This is a genomic window from Exiguobacterium sp. s128, assembly GCF_018618815.1.
GTDB classification, from domain to species: domain Bacteria; phylum Bacillota; class Bacilli; order Exiguobacteriales; family Exiguobacteriaceae; genus Exiguobacterium_A; species Exiguobacterium_A antarcticum.
In genome coordinates this window covers 1-14,593 of record NZ_JACSMT010000056.1, presented here as the reverse complement: position 1 = coordinate 14,593, position 14,593 = coordinate 1, and the positions used below count along the sequence as shown (strand labels likewise).

General features: G+C 47.9%; 19 protein-coding genes and 10 tRNA genes. 4 read left to right on the top strand and 25 right to left on the bottom strand.

Features of this window, described 5'->3' with window-relative positions; all coding sequences use genetic code 11:
- Window positions 1–107: 107 nt before the first annotated feature.
- The 19 genes from KNQ13_RS14560 to acpS all read right to left on the bottom strand — a co-directional run bounded on the left by KNQ13_RS14560 (window position 108) and on the right by acpS (window position 7,738).
- Window positions 108–184, bottom strand: a tRNA-Ile gene (locus KNQ13_RS14560).
- 19 nt (window positions 185–203) lie between these two features.
- Window positions 204–280, bottom strand: a tRNA-Arg gene (locus KNQ13_RS14555).
- 4 nt (window positions 281–284) lie between these two features.
- A tRNA-Leu gene (locus tag KNQ13_RS14550) sits at window positions 285–370 on the bottom strand.
- Between the two features lie 34 nt (window positions 371–404).
- Window positions 405–480: transfer RNA gene (locus tag KNQ13_RS14545), tRNA-Lys, on the bottom strand.
- Between the two features lie 7 nt (window positions 481–487).
- Window positions 488–559 (bottom strand) — tRNA-Gln (locus tag KNQ13_RS14540).
- 4 nt (window positions 560–563) lie between these two features.
- A tRNA-Asp gene (locus tag KNQ13_RS14535) sits at window positions 564–639 on the bottom strand.
- 34 nt (window positions 640–673) lie between these two features.
- Window positions 674–749: transfer RNA gene (locus KNQ13_RS14530), tRNA-Val, on the bottom strand.
- Between the two features lie 4 nt (window positions 750–753).
- Window positions 754–828, bottom strand: a tRNA-Glu gene (locus KNQ13_RS14525).
- 49 nt (window positions 829–877) lie between these two features.
- Window positions 878–969, bottom strand: a tRNA-Ser gene (locus KNQ13_RS14520).
- Between the two features lie 8 nt (window positions 970–977).
- A tRNA-Asn gene (locus KNQ13_RS14515) sits at window positions 978–1,052 on the bottom strand.
- A 149-nt stretch (window positions 1,053–1,201) separates the two neighbouring features.
- Window positions 1,202–1,642, bottom strand: a complete 441-nt coding sequence (locus KNQ13_RS14510; RefSeq protein WP_014971515.1) for a SprT family protein — start codon at window positions 1,640–1,642, stop codon at window positions 1,202–1,204.
- Window positions 1,639–3,759, bottom strand: a complete 2,121-nt coding sequence (locus KNQ13_RS14505; RefSeq protein WP_026830356.1) for a Tex family protein — start codon at window positions 3,757–3,759, stop codon at window positions 1,639–1,641. Before KNQ13_RS14505 ends, KNQ13_RS14510 begins: the two co-directional genes overlap by 4 nt.
- Before the next feature lie 68 nt (window positions 3,760–3,827).
- Window positions 3,828–4,625 (bottom strand): RNA polymerase sigma factor SigB, encoded by a 798-nt coding sequence (gene sigB / locus KNQ13_RS14500; protein ID WP_026830357.1) that lies wholly within the window; start codon window positions 4,623–4,625, stop codon window positions 3,828–3,830.
- Window positions 4,591–5,073, bottom strand: coding sequence for an anti-sigma B factor RsbW (rsbW, locus tag KNQ13_RS14495; protein ID WP_014971518.1), 483 nt, complete (start codon window positions 5,071–5,073; stop codon window positions 4,591–4,593). The genes sigB and rsbW overlap by 35 nt, the downstream gene beginning before the upstream one ends.
- Window positions 5,070–5,396 (bottom strand): STAS domain-containing protein, encoded by a 327-nt coding sequence (locus KNQ13_RS14490; protein ID WP_014971519.1) that lies wholly within the window; start codon window positions 5,394–5,396, stop codon window positions 5,070–5,072. The genes rsbW and KNQ13_RS14490 overlap by 4 nt, the downstream gene beginning before the upstream one ends.
- A gap of 193 nt (window positions 5,397–5,589) precedes the next feature.
- Window positions 5,590–5,940, bottom strand: a complete 351-nt coding sequence (locus KNQ13_RS14485; protein ID WP_014971520.1) for a type II toxin-antitoxin system PemK/MazF family toxin — start codon at window positions 5,938–5,940, stop codon at window positions 5,590–5,592.
- A 3-nt stretch (window positions 5,941–5,943) separates the two neighbouring features.
- Window positions 5,944–6,168 carry a hypothetical protein gene (locus KNQ13_RS14480; RefSeq protein ID WP_012371670.1) on the bottom strand — a complete coding sequence of 75 codons (225 nt, stop codon included), beginning with the start codon at window positions 6,166–6,168 and terminating at the stop codon, window positions 5,944–5,946.
- Between the two features lie 138 nt (window positions 6,169–6,306).
- Window positions 6,307–7,380, bottom strand: coding sequence for an alanine racemase (gene alr / locus KNQ13_RS14475; protein WP_026830358.1), 1,074 nt, complete (start codon window positions 7,378–7,380; stop codon window positions 6,307–6,309).
- Window positions 7,352–7,738 (bottom strand): holo-ACP synthase, encoded by a 387-nt coding sequence (gene acpS / locus KNQ13_RS14470; protein WP_014971522.1) that lies wholly within the window; start codon window positions 7,736–7,738, stop codon window positions 7,352–7,354. Before acpS ends, alr begins: the two co-directional genes overlap by 29 nt.
- Window positions 7,739–7,806: 68 nt before the next feature.
- On the opposite strand from acpS, the gene KNQ13_RS14465 reads away from it, so the two are divergent.
- Window positions 7,807–8,553, top strand: a complete 747-nt coding sequence (locus KNQ13_RS14465; RefSeq protein WP_026830359.1) for a rhomboid family intramembrane serine protease — start codon at window positions 7,807–7,809, stop codon at window positions 8,551–8,553.
- Between the two features lie 74 nt (window positions 8,554–8,627).
- Here the strand turns inward: KNQ13_RS14465 and KNQ13_RS14460 are convergent, their stop codons facing one another.
- Genes KNQ13_RS14460 through KNQ13_RS14450 form a run of 3 tightly spaced genes read right to left on the bottom strand, consistent with a single transcriptional unit; the run spans window position 8,628 to window position 9,685 of the window.
- Window positions 8,628–8,891, bottom strand: a complete 264-nt coding sequence (locus tag KNQ13_RS14460) for a hypothetical protein (protein ID WP_026830360.1) — start codon at window positions 8,889–8,891, stop codon at window positions 8,628–8,630.
- A gap of 34 nt (window positions 8,892–8,925) precedes the next feature.
- A complete protein-coding gene (locus tag KNQ13_RS14455; protein ID WP_026830361.1) occupies window positions 8,926–9,420 on the bottom strand; it encodes a hypothetical protein in 495 nt (164 codons plus the stop codon).
- Window positions 9,410–9,685: a 4a-hydroxytetrahydrobiopterin dehydratase gene (locus tag KNQ13_RS14450; RefSeq protein ID WP_014971526.1), complete on the bottom strand. Its 276-nt coding sequence runs from the start codon at window positions 9,683–9,685 to the stop codon at window positions 9,410–9,412. The genes KNQ13_RS14455 and KNQ13_RS14450 overlap by 11 nt, the downstream gene beginning before the upstream one ends.
- A 164-nt stretch (window positions 9,686–9,849) precedes the next feature.
- Between KNQ13_RS14450 and KNQ13_RS14445 the strand changes: the two genes are divergently transcribed.
- Window positions 9,850–10,383: a cysteine hydrolase family protein gene (locus KNQ13_RS14445; RefSeq protein ID WP_014971527.1), complete on the top strand. Its 534-nt coding sequence runs from the start codon at window positions 9,850–9,852 to the stop codon at window positions 10,381–10,383.
- Window positions 10,384–10,399: 16 nt separating this feature from the next.
- Entirely contained in the window at window positions 10,400–11,851 is a 1,452-nt protein-coding gene (locus KNQ13_RS14440; protein ID WP_014971528.1) for a nicotinate phosphoribosyltransferase, read from the top strand.
- A 14-nt stretch (window positions 11,852–11,865) separates the two neighbouring features.
- Here KNQ13_RS14440 and KNQ13_RS14435 read toward each other — a convergent pair whose 3' ends face one another.
- Window positions 11,866–12,195, bottom strand: coding sequence for a hypothetical protein (locus KNQ13_RS14435; protein ID WP_014971529.1), 330 nt, complete (start codon window positions 12,193–12,195; stop codon window positions 11,866–11,868).
- 142 nt (window positions 12,196–12,337) lie between these two features.
- On the opposite strand from KNQ13_RS14435, the gene KNQ13_RS14430 reads away from it, so the two are divergent.
- Window positions 12,338–12,823, top strand: coding sequence for a YwpF family protein (locus tag KNQ13_RS14430; protein ID WP_026830362.1), 486 nt, complete (start codon window positions 12,338–12,340; stop codon window positions 12,821–12,823).
- Here KNQ13_RS14430 and KNQ13_RS14425 read toward each other — a convergent pair.
- Both KNQ13_RS14425 and KNQ13_RS14420 read right to left on the bottom strand, forming a co-directional pair.
- Window positions 12,820–13,410 carry a histidine phosphatase family protein gene (locus KNQ13_RS14425; protein ID WP_026830363.1) on the bottom strand — a complete coding sequence of 197 codons (591 nt, stop codon included), beginning with the start codon at window positions 13,408–13,410 and terminating at the stop codon, window positions 12,820–12,822. The two genes, KNQ13_RS14430 and KNQ13_RS14425, sit on opposite strands and share 4 nt — an antisense overlap.
- 51 nt (window positions 13,411–13,461) lie before the next feature.
- On the bottom strand, window positions 13,462–14,421 hold the full coding sequence (locus KNQ13_RS14420) for an alpha/beta hydrolase (RefSeq protein WP_071499114.1): 960 nt from the start codon (window positions 14,419–14,421) through the stop codon (window positions 13,462–13,464).
- Between the last annotated feature and the right edge of the window lie 172 nt (window positions 14,422–14,593).

The window sequence follows — 14,593 nt, the reverse complement described above, 5'->3', positions numbered from 1 at the left end:
GGAGTCACGTTGACGAAGCTTGCGCTTCATTCATTGTTTGTATCCGAAGATACGTTTTTTGCCTCATCGTTCAGTTTTCAAAGTTCGTCATCGTTTGTTTTGAAAAATGGTGGGCCTAAGTGGACTCGAACCACCGACCTCACGCTTATCAGGCGTGCGCTCTAACCAGCTGAGCTATAGGCCCGTCAAAAGCAAACAAAATGTGGTGCACCCTGAGAGATTCGAACTCCCGACCCCTTGATTCGTAGTCAAGTACTCTATCCAGCTGAGCTAAGGGTGCGATATGGTGCGGTCGAGAGGACTTGAACCTCCACAGTGTTGCCACCACTAGGCCCTCAACCTAGCGCGTCTACCATTCCGCCACGACCGCAAATATAAAATTGAAATTAAAGTTAAAATTAAAATGGTGTGTCATGCAGGATTCGAACCTGCGACCCTCTGATTAAAAGTCAGATGCTCTACCAACTGAGCTAATGACACGAGAAAACTGGGCTGGAAGGGATCGAACCTTCGCATGCTGGAATCAAAATCCAGTGCCTTACCACTTGGCCACAGCCCAAAAATGGCGGTCCTGACGGGATTCGAACCCGCGATCTCCTGCGTGACAGGCAGGCATGTTAACCGCTACACCACAGGACCACATTTTTGTGAAACTTAAGTATGAAATTAAAAATGGTGGAGGATGACGGGATCGAACCGCCGACCCTCTGCTTGTAAGGCAGATGCTCTCCCAGCTGAGCTAATCCTCCGAAATGGTGACCCGTACGGGAATCGAACCCGTGATACCGCCGTGAAAGGGCGGTGTCTTAACCGCTTGACCAACGGGCCAGTTTAAAATCGATAATTATTCTCAAGTAACAAATTCACATAAGAGGTCTGGCGGAGATGGAGGGATTCGAACCCTCGCACCAGTTTCCCGGCCTACACCCTTAGCAGGGGCGCCCCTTATAGCCACTTGGGTACATCTCCAAAAATAATGGCTCCGCAAGTAGGATTTGAACCTACGACCTACCGGTTAACAGCCGGTTGCTCTACCACTGAGCTATTGCGGAACGTGACGTTCGTTTCAGAACACTTTTCTATATTAGCAACTTTCTTTCTCTTCGTCAATGCTTTTTTAAAAAAGTTTTTAATGACGAGAAGTTGTTTAGTTGCGGTCGTTTTGACGACTTCTATAATTTATCATGCTCCGAAATGAACGTCAACTACTTTTGTGAAAAATCTTTCCACGACATCGTCCACACCGGTATCGCTCTGGATTCATCTTTCTTTTCCTTCTATATAATGTCCCGCATTTTTTACATTCATAGAGATGCGTCTTTTTTTCATTTTCTTTTAAACGCGGACTATACCGTAAGCCTCCATACCGGGATAACCACTCTTTGAAGTCGTGATCTTGATGCCGGTGCCCTTTCCCTTGCAGGTGAAGATGATAGTGGCAAAGCTCGTGAATGACGATTCCGCGAAAGATATGTGGGTCTTCGAGATATCGCCGATTGAAGTCAAGATGGTGATCCGTCAAAAAATAGCGACCGCCTGTCGTCCGTAAGCGATCATTAAACAACGCTCTGTGCGCAAAAGGTAAAGCAAACACGTCGAGTGATAACCGCTCGACGTATTGCTGTAATTGTTCATTCGTCATGACGGGCTGACCATCGTTAATCCGATGCGTCCCCGTTCCGGTTCGACACTCGTCACCCACACTGTGACGATGTCCCCGACCGCGATGACATCAAGCGGATGTTTGACCCGTTTTTTACTAAGTTTCGAGATGTGCACCAGTCCACTCTCTTTGACGCCGATATCTACAAATGCTCCAAAGTCGAGTACGTTGCGCACCGTGCCTTGAAACTCCATTCCGACTTGAATCATGTCGAGGGATAATACATCTTGGCGCAACAACGGTTTATCAAGCGCTTCACGCGGATCGCGTTCCGGACGTTGTAACGCTTCAATGATGTCGCGTAAGGTCGGTTCCCCAACTTCAAGCAACTGCGCCGTCTCTTGTACGGATAAGCCGTCGAGTCGGGTCCGCAACTCTTCCGTCCCTACTGTCTGTAACGATAAATCGAGCTGCTTAAACAACCGTTCGACGGTTTTATATTGTTCCGGGTGGATCGGTGTCCGGTCAAGGGGATGACTGCCTTCCGGTATCCGTAAGAATCCTGCCGCCTGTTCATAGGCTTTTGCTCCTAAGCGTGGTACTTTCAACAGTTCTTTCCGGGATTCAAAGGCACCCAGCTCCGATCGACGTTCGACAATTTTTTTCGCAGTGGCTTTTGTGATCCCTGCGACATAACCGAGGAGTGACTCCGATGCCGTATTGACATCAACACCTACCTGGTTAACGACCGTCTCGACGACGAAGTCGAGTGTTTCTTTTAACTTCGTTTGTGTGACATCATGTTGGTATTGTCCGACACCCACCGATTGTGGGTCGACCTTGACGAGTTCTGCCAACGGATCTTGCAATCGTCTTGCGATCGAAATCGCCGACCGCTGTTCGACTTGTAGGTCAGGAAACTCCGTCCGTGCGATTTCCGATGCGGAATAAATACTCGCACCCGCTTCATCGACGATTGTGAAAGCGATGTCATCATGTTCCTTGATCCAATTCGCGACAAACGATTCCGTCTCACGGGAAGCCGTTCCGTTTCCGATCGCTATCAATTCAACACCGTACCGTTTCACGAGTTTCGTCAAGACCTGACGCGCCTCCTGTGCTTTTTGTTCAGACATCGTGACATAGACGACACCCACTTCTTTGACTTCTCCCGTCGGATCAATGACCGCCCATTTACAGCCGGTCCGGTAGGCAGGGTCAAGACCTAACATCACTTTCCCTTTCATCGGTGGTTGCATATAGAGTTGTCGTAAATTCTTTCCGAATACTTCAATCGCTTGATTTTCCGCCTTGTCCGTCAATTCATTGCGAAGTTCCCGTTCGATCGCCGGAAAGACAGATTTTTTATAGCCTGTTTGGACAGCTTCTTCGACCAGACGCCGTTTTTCATCCGCTAACCGGCTAAACGGGCGCAACAGGTACGGCAATACGTGTTGATCATCCAAGACTACTTTGACCGAAACGATTTTTAACGATTCGGCACGATTGATCGCTAAAATCCGGTGCGGCACGATTTGACGGATTCGTTCATTGTATTCATAGTACTGCGCGAATACACGTTTCTCGTCGACTGCGTCTTTTTTTAACTTCGTGACGATGTCCGCGAAGCGATACGCCGTCTTGCGGATATGATCACGGACACTTGCCTGCTCTCCCCATTCCTCAGCAATGATCGCTTGCGCCCCAGCAACCGCTTCCCCTTCTTCATGCGCTGCGATAAACTGATTAAACTGTTCATCGTCATACGATTTCGGGGAACGTAAAAAGTCGGCGAACGGTGCCAGTCCGGCTTCCCGTGCGATTTCCGCCTTCGTTCGTCGTTTCGGACGGAACGGTAAGTATAAGTCTTCAATCTGTTGCAGCGTCGTCGCCGCATTCAGGCTTTGTTTCAACTCTGGCGTCATGACGCCCTGTTCTTCAATTTTACGCAGGACGTCTTCTCGTTTCGTTTCGAGCTGCGTGATACTTTTATGGCGGTCGAGGATCGCTTTGATTTCGACCTCATCGAGTTCACCGGTTTGTTCTTTGCGGTACCTGGCGATAAACGGAATCGTTCCCCCGTCTTCCGTCAGTTGTAAAACGGCTTTCACTTGTGCTAGTCGTAAATTCAATTCTGTTGCGATTCTCTTCTCCATCTTCTTCACCTCTCCTTCATTATACCGAAGAATCGATCGGACACAAAAAAAAGACCGATGCCTAAGCATCAGTCTTTTGAGAATACTTCGTTTGGTTCCACTTTGATCGCTTCGCGTAACTTTTGAAGAGCCCGGCGTTGCAGGCGCGAGACATGCATCTGCGAAATACCGAGTAATTCCCCGGTTTCCTTTTGACTCATGTTCCGGTAATAGGCACATTCTAAAATCGAACGTTCCCGATCCGTCAAAACCGCAAAAGCTTTTTCAAGAATCAACCTTTGATCAACCGAGTCATAACCATTTTCTTGGTTCCCGACTAAATCAAGCAACGTGACCGTACTGCCTTCTTGGTCAGCTTCAATCGAACTATCAACGGATAACGCTTGATAACTCTTACCCATTTCGAGCGTCTCGAGCACTTCCTCTTCCGACACTTCTAGACGGGCTGCAATTTCATCAATCCGTGGTGACCGTTGCAGTTCCGTCGTCAATTCTTCGACGGCTTTCTTGATTTTTGGACCCAGCTCCTTGATTCGACGGGGGACGTGTACACTCCATGTCTTGTCGCGGATAAATCGTTTAATTTCACCGATGATGGTCGGGACGGCAAACGATTCAAAACTGCGACCAAATTCTTTATCAAAGCGACGAAGTGCCGCGAGTAGACCGATCATGCCGACTTGAACGAGATCGTCATGAATCGGGCGGCCACGTGAGAATTTACGGGCGAGTGCCTCGACGAGATCCGAGTAACGCGCGAGTAACGCAGCATGGACTTCCTCATCTTGGTCATCTTGTTGGTATAGGTCAATTAGTCGAAGGACTTCGTCATCACTGTGATGGCGTTGTTGAGACTTTGCTGGCACTTTGACCCACCTCATCTCTATTCATATATTTTGTCATATGGACAGTGACGCCGTTTGCTTTCTCGATCGTGACTTGATCCATGAGTGCTTCAATCATTAAGATCCCTAGTCCCCCCTCATGCAGAGAGTCTAGATCATGTGAGTCCGTAATCGGTTCACTTTGGCGTTTGACGCTGTCTTTATCAAATGTCACACCGTTGTCTTTGACGATGATTTCAAGACGGTCATCCGGATAGACGTTACACGTCAATGCCATCGATCCATCTTTTTCTCCTTCATATGCATGCTGAACGGCATTCGCACATGCTTCAGAAACAGCGATTTTGATGTCTTCGATGTCATCGTATGTGTAGCCCATCCGATTCGCGACACCAGAAACCGTTAGTCGAGCGATTGCTACGTATTCCGGTTTTGCCGGAAGCGTCATTTCAAGTTGTTCGTTCTTCATTGTGTCCCACCTCGTACACCACTATCGATTGTAATGATGCTTGAAAGACCTGTGATTTCGAATAGACGACGAATCCGTTCGGATACCCCGACGAGTGTGAACGTCGTTCCGTTTTTCTTTGAGGCTTTAAGCGCCCCGACAAATACACCAAGACCTGTTGAATCCATATAATGAATTTCATCCAAGTGGACGACGACATCATTTGTTTCGACTGCCGGTACTAATTCTTGACGAAGTTTCGGTGCTGTATACGTATCAATCTCTCCTGCGATATAGAGATGCGTCTGACCATCTAGTTGCTCTGTTTTAATTGTTAAATCCATCTTCAAGTTCCTCCTCAAGGAAAATCTACTATGTGTTTTCTCTATCTCTATCATCTGAATGAACCACTTTAAATAAAAGGTCACTCTGATGTAATTCCCCGATTTCACTGTTCCTAAACCACTTTTTTAAAAATCGTTCAAAAAAAAGTCGCATACAAATGTATCGACTCTTCTCGCTGTTCTATGTAAGTGCCTAAAAGTCAATCAAGCCTAGGCTGATCGCGACGGCACTATTTACTTTCATCATCGTGTCAGGATCTAGGTGCGTGACTTTATCCGTTAGACGGCGTTTGTCGATTGTACGGACCTGCTCAAGTAGGATGACCGAATCACGTTCTAATCCGTGTCGCTCTCGATATACTTCCACATGGGTCGGTAGTTTGGCTTTGTCGATCTGTGCCGTGATCGCAGCCACGATTACAGTTGGGCTGAATCGGTTACCAATATCATTTTGTAGGACAAGGACAGGACGAACGCCTCCTTGTTCCGATCCGACCACAGGTGACAAATTTGCATAAAACACGTCGCCACGTTTGACTATCAAAGCTTACACCCCGCTTACTTGACGTAGGAGCGAGAACTCCGCCTCCGTTTCAATCTGGAACATTTCGCCAACGATTGATAAATTGATCGCTGCCATTTCTTCGTAACCACGTTTCAATTCCTCACGTAGCTGACGCTTGCGTTCTTCCGTCGTATGGTTCGACTTCATCCCAATCGTCTCCTTCGCTACATTTCGCTCAACAAATTGCTTTTCCCGTTGTTGGACCAAGATAATGGCACCTCCAGATTCACTGAAACCTTAACGAACGACTCACTTCCACTTCAATATATCAGTCAAATTCAGAAAATACAATCAAAATTCAAACAAATAACATTTTTTTGCCATCATATTGATGTCTTTTGAAAATTAGATTCGGGGTACACGTTTCGAAAACTGACAGAGTACTTCATAATTAATCGTCCCTAACCAATGGGCTGCCTCATCAATCGGAGCGCCTCGCCCAATCAACGTCACTTCCGTTCCGACTGGATAGGCGCGTGGCAAACGAATCATCAACCGATCCATGCAGACGCGCCCGACGATTTCGCAAGGAGTGCCATCGACGATCAACGCGTATCCTTGAAACTTGCGTGACCACCCATCGGCATACCCGATCGGGACGGTGCCGATCCATTCATCCGTCGGCGCTGTATAGGTCGCACCGTAGCTGATCGTCTGACCCGGCTCGACGTGCTTGACTTGCATCAGACGACTTTTTAACGAAAATGCCGGTTGTAAAAAATCGTAATAGGAACTCATCTCGTCCGATGGCAATGCGCCATAAAGGGCAATCCCGATCCGGACGACATTACACGGTTCTTGACCGGCAAGACGGATGGCGGCGGCTGAGTTGGAGGCATGAATATAGCGGATACCCGGCACACGTTCAACAAAACGCAGAAAAACAGTTTGTTGTTGCTCAAACAAACGACTCGTCAATTCATCTGCCGTCGCGAAGTGTGTGTAAATCCCGTCCAGTTCCATCAAATCCGGGTCCAGTTCTTTGAGAACGGCATCTAGCTCGTCCAGTGTCTGCAAGCCAAGTCGTCCCATCCCGCTGTCGACTTTGATATGAAGACGCAAGTGATCGATTTCCGTCAAATGTTGTTTTGCTTCCCGTAACCACTCCGCTGAGAACACAGGAACGGCGACATCATAATTCGAGGCAATCGGTGCATGTTCGGGTAAAAGTGCCTCGAGCATCAAAATCGGCGCTTGAATGCCCGCTTCTCGCAACTCGATGGCTTCTTCCAATAAAGCGACAGCAAGCATCTCTGCCCCGTTTGCTAAAGCGATTTCTGCGACAGTGATGGCTCCGTGTCCATATCCATCGGCTTTGACGACAGCCATCATCGATTGATGCCCCATCCGCGCCTTGATTTCTCGTACGTTATGGGCGATTGCCTCGCGATCAATTTCTATCCAAGTTGGTCGATACATCTAAACTCCTCTTTTCTAATAAGACTTGTGCAGCCGCGTAATGATCGGAATGCGTAATCGATACATGAATCGTTCCTTCGAACGGACCCGTCATGACCGGTCGCCCTGATGTTTCATTAAGCACTTCGAGATCTAACCAAGAGACATCAGCTCCAATCCCCGTCCCGAATGCTTTGACGAATGCTTCCTTTGCCGCGAACCGTCCTGCTAGATATTCCAGTTGTCGTCCTTCAGACAAGGTATGAAACCGTTCTTGTTCTGCTGCTGTCAAGATCCGTTCGATGATTCGTGGCTGACGCTCGAGTGTCCGTCGGATTTGTTGCAGTTCCACGAGATCGAGTCCTATTCCGAAAATCATTTCTGACGCCTCCACAGTTCTATTCTTCGCCATCTTCATATAGAATGAAGAGGAAGCGAGGTGTTGTCATGTTTAGTCGAACGGAAAACCTACAAACGTTCACACGTTCTTATCCGGTCGTTTCGTTGTTCATTTTAATCCAAGTCGCCCTGTTTGTCATCGAACAGTTAAACGCCTTTTTCAACTTTGGCTTTTCACCACTCAGCTACGGGGCAGCCATCAACCTGTTTATCGGAAATGGGGAATGGTGGCGTGTCGTCACGGCGACCTTCCTCCATTATGATTTTTGGCATATTGCGTTCAACACGTTTGCCTTGATCATTTTCGCGCCTGCACTGGAACGAATGATTGGTCATGCGAAGTTCGCATCCTTCTATCTCCTCGTCGGTACACTCGCCAATGTCTTGACGTATTTCACGAAAATCAATGAACCGTTTTACGGACAGGCCGGGGCTTCCGGTGCCATCTTAGGGTTGCTTGGTTTTTATGTGTATCTCGGTCGATTCAAGCGGACGGTCATCTCAGCCGATGATGCACGCCTGGTCTACATCTTCAGTGCGATCACGGCAATCTTTACACTTCTTGGTTCGAACGTATCCGTGTTTGGTCACTTGTATGGGTTTGTCCTTGGTTTTCTCGCCGGATTCATATTCGGAAAAAGCGCGGTTCCTTTTACACGCCCGTTCAACACAGGAAGACGTCCCGCTACAGGTGGACGTGTCGTTCAGACGAGTGGTTCCGGTCAAATGGGTCGGATCATCTTTTATGTCATCGTCGCCTTTGCCGTCTTCGGTTTACTCGCACGATTCATCTGACGCACGCTACAAAAAAAGCGAACCTTCCTGTTTTTTCCGTTTCCGGAATTCAGGAGGGGTCGCTTTTTTTAACCTTATTTACGTAATGATTCCGCTAAGTCCTTTAAGTCATCGATCAAATTATGAATCGTTTCTTGGTTGTCCGTGTATAGGGCGCGAATCTCTTCAAAACGTCCTTTTGGATCCTGTTTGACGGCAGAAAGCTGTGTGCTTGCTCCACCAAACGTCCGTTTGACGGCAGCGAGTTGCGATTGACGTGTATCTTTATGAAGCATCGACAACGTTGCTCCGACAAGGGCTCCACCAAGCGTTGCTACTACAAAGTAATTCTTTTTCATCTGTTTTTTCCCCCTAGACTAATTTGACTATTTATTATAGTGGTTGTAGAAGTTGATACCGTTTCATGACTGGGGAAGGCGCAAACGACTTCCCTGCTTCTTCAGCATACTGGTCGACGGTCAGTCGTTCAACTGATTTCGCGTAACGCGTCGCGTCTCCTTCATGGTTGAACTGAATCAACAAGACTAAATCCGTGCCCCGTTCGACACGAGCAATCCGTACCGCTTGAAAACTAGCATATTCTGCCCCAAGTACTTTTGGGTCTGACATGACTTGATGCACAAATAGATCACCACTGTTCTGATCTGCCGGAATCGACCAATAGAACAGACTGCCTTCTTCGTTAAAATTACCGCGTGTTTCAAGCAACGTGTACGTATTACCACTCTGGAAAGGGGATTTCCCTTCTGTTTCGATAAACAAAAGAGCTTCCCCACTCCCGCTTCCTGCCCGAATGTGTGAATCACGTGCTCGAATTTTATCAACAAAACTACCGCTACCGAATGTTATGGAAAGTTTAGATGGCATCACAGGCCTCCGCGAGTTCGAAGTCTTTGCCGGTCAGACCGCCTGAATCATGCGTCGTCACAGCAAGCGTAACATTTTTATAATCGATGATGATACGAGGGTGGTGGTTTAAGTGTTCTGCTACCGAACCAACCTCCTGTACAAAATCAAGTGCTGCCGGAAATGAAACCAGTGTGTAGACCCGGACGATTTCGTCGTCGACGACACGCCACTCGGACAGTCCTTCCAGACGTTCTTCCACTTCATACTCATTCAACCTCTTCATGCCATTTTCCTCCTCCACAATTATTTTCGTCCTATACCTTATACCCTACTTTTCCACATTCTTATACCTATCACTAGCGGATTTCTTCCTTTTGTCTTCGGATACAGATAGAGTACAATGTGAAAGAGAACACTATCTTCCATAAAAGAAAGGGGCAGACGCTCATGCGTGCGCTTATCGTCATTGATTATACATTTGATTTTGTGGCCGACGAAGGAAAGTTGACGTGCGGAAAACCAGGCCAGGCGATCGAAGGACGGATTGCTTCGTTAATGGATGAATTTTCATCCGCGGATTATGTCGTCATCGCAAACGATATCCATGAAGAAGGAGACACCTTCCATCCGGAAACGGTCCTTTTCCCGCCACATAACATCCGTGGCACTCATGGCAGAGACCTGTTTGGACAAGTTGCCGAAATGGCGCGTGTTGCGGATCATGTCATCGACAAAACGCGGTACAGTGCCTTTGCCGGAACGGATCTTGATTTACGTTTACGCGAACGTTCGATTCACGAAGTCCATCTCGTTGGTGTCTGCACCGATATCTGTGTGCTGCATACAGCCGTCGACGCCTACAATCTAGGATATAAAATTGTCGTTCATGCCGATGCCGTCGCAAGCTTCAATGCGATTGGTCATGACTGGGCACTCACACATTTCAAACAATCGCTCGGCGCAGACGTCGTCGGCGAATAAGAAGGGATCTGTCTTCATGTTACAACGTAACCTCGCACTTCATACTGACCTCTATCTTCCACGGTGGATGTACATTTATTGGCAGGAAGGACGTCATAATGAGCGTGCTGTTTTTGATGTCTATTACCGGACGAATCCGTTCGAAGGGGGCTATGTCGTCTTCGCTGGACTTGAAAACATCATCGAGTACGTCCAAACGCTTCGTTTCACGGAAGAAGACATCACCTATCTCCAAAAAATGATTGGTTTTCCGGAAGAGTTCAAAGACGAATTACGAAACTTTAAATTTTCCGGTTCGATCTCAAGTGTCAAAGAAGGCGAAATCGTTTTTCCAAATGAGCCACTCGTTCGAATCGAAGCACGGATTTTCGAAGCAAAATTGTTACAAACAGCCATCTTGAACATCGCCAATCACGAATCCCTCATCGCAACGAAATATGCGCGGATTCGTCAATCAGCGCCGGGAGCAAAATTCCTCGAAGCCGGTGCGCGTCGGGCGCAAGGGATTGACGCCGCTTACTTCGGGACACGCGCTTCTTATTTAGCAGGCTTCGACGTCACGAGTCTTGCTTCTGCCGGACGCGACTTCGGCATACCGTGCGGTGGGACGATGGAACACGCCGACATCCAGTTCCACGACGATGAACTGACAGCCTTCCGGACCTTTGCGGCGTATTATCCCGATCAAGCGACGTTGCTCGTCGATACGTACGATACGTTAAAAAGTGGTTTACCGAACGCCATCATCGTCGCCAAAGAACTCGCAGCAAAAGGGCATAAATTACGCGGCATCCGCATTGATTCCGGTGACTTATCCTACTTATCCAAACGTGCTCGGACGATGCTTGACGAAGCTGGTTTCCCCGAAGTCGATATCGTCTTGTCGGGTGATCTGGATGAATACGTCATCCAAGATTTACGTATCCAAGGGGCACAAGCCAATACATTCCTCGTCGGGACACGCGGTATCACAGCGTATGAACAACCAGCCCTCGGGATGGTCTACAAGTTGGTTGCGCGTGAAGTCGACGGAGCACTTGTTCCTGTCATTAAAGTTTCTTCGTCTAAAGCGAAGACGACGACTCCGCATATCAAGGAAGTTTACCGAATCGTCGACCGGGTGACGAATAAGTTCAAGGGCGACTACGTGACGTTGCTCGATGAAGATCCGACTCATCTGGATTCGATTGATTTGATTGATGTCCGGGATCCTTCATTCCGAAACCGGATCGAGAATTTTAACGTCGAGCGCCTGTTGACACCAGTCTTCGTTGATGGCGAGCTCATCTATTCCGTTCCGACCATCGAAGAAAGCCGCCAGTTCCATGAACAGCAAATCGGTCGTCTATGGGAAGAATATAAACGTCTTCGTCTACCGGAAGTGTACGCCATCACATTCAGCGATCGTCTCTGGAAGCTGAAACTCGATATGATTCGCGATACGCGGACCGCAAGCGGCATCAAATAAAAAAACAGCCTACTTCAGCTGAAGTGGGCTGTTTCATTTGGTGTCGGTGTCATTTGGATTGTCGCTTGTTCCATTTGTTGACGAAAGTACCACGCGAAGCCAAGCGCACCTCCGATCAAGACGATATACGTAATGCGTTGACCAAATTCAGCCAAAGAATCCGCATAAAAAATACTGATCAAGTGGTCGCTTCCACTGATGAGAAGCAAACAGGCAATCAGGAGCGCTATGCGATAAGCAAGCGTCGGACGATCGGTTGGTTCAGCATGCCAATACGTAATGATGTAATGGGCAAGTAAGATGATTCCAATGATTCCTAATACTCCTATTAGTGCTTGCGGCATAATGAACGGTCCTCCTGTTTCTGATTTCTACTTTCATTTAAACACAGTTCACTAAAAAATCCTCTCTAAAACTTTCCCACCGTCTGCTTGGTCACGGTATACTGGAGAAAATCTGTTGTCCATTCAACAAGGAGGCGTTTTCTTGAAAACCTTTAAATTGTGCACACTACGTATTTTAATGGATGAGTCCGGCCGAGATACAACGATTCCGGTTGCGATTAAAGATGGACTGACCGTCAGTACCGATCAGACGGCACAATGGGTCGCAGAAATCGTCGTCTTAAAAAACGATCAACCGATCATCGAGGAACTCTTCATAAAAAAATTACGGGCGCTGATTGAAATTACGATTTCTCGACCCGATAATGACCCCGCCGCGATGATTGTAACACCACTCGAATCCACACCGTTAAGCGAAGGCGTTTCTTACTTGTTCAAAGGAAAGATGGTCATGATGAAAAATGATTTATCCGAATCCATCTTACGTGAAGTCGTCGAAGACCACTTTACCGGTGAAGCCTTGATTCAAGAGTACAAAGACCGTCGTTCCAAACGTGGAGCACACATCACGAGCATCGCTAAAGAAACATTCAAACAGTACCTCCAGGAAAATCCGACCCTTCCTTAAGGGCGTTTTGTCGTGTCTGTGATATGGTCCGCTACATTGATGCGTTCAATCTCGTACCGGTCGGAAAAACGAATGTAGTTGGCACAGGCATTTTTGAGCGGTGTCCGGTAACTGAAGCTATCATCAATCGAGGATAACGCTGCTTTGATCGTATGTGAATGACAGACGATCAGCAGGCGTTTGCCTCGATATTTTTTGGTCAATTCTTCGACCGCTGAAAATACCCGTTCCTGGATTTCCTCTTCGGTTTCAAGTCCCGGCACGCGTGTCGTATCATTGGCTTGGACCGCTTCATAAATGCCTGCGACCGGTTGACCGGACGCAAGACCAAATTCCCGCTCGACCAACCGTTCATCCTTCTCCGTCACGTCCAGCCCAATCGAACGCCCGATGATTTCTGCCGTTTCGACAGCCCGTGACAACGGGCTTGAAATCAGGACATCCCACTTCTCTTGTGCCAAATATGCGGCACTCATCCCAGCCTGCCATCTGCCCGTCTCATTCAGCGGAATATCTTCTCGTCCTTGAATCCGTTCATTTAAATTCCAATCGGTTTGACCGTGACGCACTAAACAAATTTCTGTCATCTCGCTGTCTCCTTCAAAAGAAATATGACTGATTGTATCATGTTTTCTTGTTTAGTGAAGAGTCTCACGAGGTGGCAGGACAAGGACTTGACAGCTAAATGCTTCGATCCGTTCAAGTAAACGCTCGATTTTTAGCGGATTCTCGGTTTGAGCAAAACTGGCAAGTGAATGGGTTCCGTTCGGGAAGGAAAACAGGCGGACATCTGCTCCGACATCTGCTCCTTTTTCAACGAAATACAGCGCTTGCGCAAAGGGCACGATCGGATCTTTTTTTCCGTGCAACAACATGACTGGAGGTGAATCCGCTGTCAAATGTGTTGCAGGAGAGACTCGTGTCATCAAATCACGCCACTCGTCTCGTCCCCCGCCGTAAAATTTAATGTGCGCGATCCACGTTTGGATGAACTTAAATAACAAGAAATTCGTAGGTGGATATAAGGCGATGATACCGCTGACCAACGGGAGATGCTCGGCTTTTTGTTCACCGATGAACGCATTTGGGGCAAGTGCCGTCGTCAGCATCAGTGCCGCTCCTGCCGAATCTCCCCAAAGAAGCATTCGTCCACGCGCAATCCGTAAGTCATCCGCTTCCTGATTCAAGAAACAGAGTGCATCTCGGACATCCTCTAAGTTATCCGGAAAATAACTTCCGTCCTCGAACAGCCGATAGTCGATACTGCACACAGCAATCCCCAGTTCTAAAAAACGCTCGACGATTGGTGTAAAACAAAAGATGTCATCCCGACTTCCCCGGACAAATGCGCCGCCATGTGCGTAAATCGCTACCGGAAAAGGTCCGTCGCCTGGTGGATAATACAGATCCAGTTTGAGCTCCTGTTTATCAATTGTTTTATACAAAATGGTGCGAGGAGCAAGTTGCGCTTCCGCAAGCGGAAGTGCCGGTTCCGTCCACCGTAAAAGTGCCCCATAGTTATTCCAGATGCTTGCACCGGCTGCTGCCGTCGTCAGGATTGCGGCACCGCCCATCAACCACGCTGTTTCCCGTTTCACCTCATCACCTCCCAGACATGATCCCAATTTTTAATTCTTATTAGTCTTTTACCCCATTTTTTTAGAAGTCGAACTTCTGCCTGATTACAGAATTTTTGAGCGGGAAAGCCCACTCCTTTAGGGGTGGGATGAAAGCTCGGTCGGATACGGAGTGCCCACAAAGAAGCCGAAG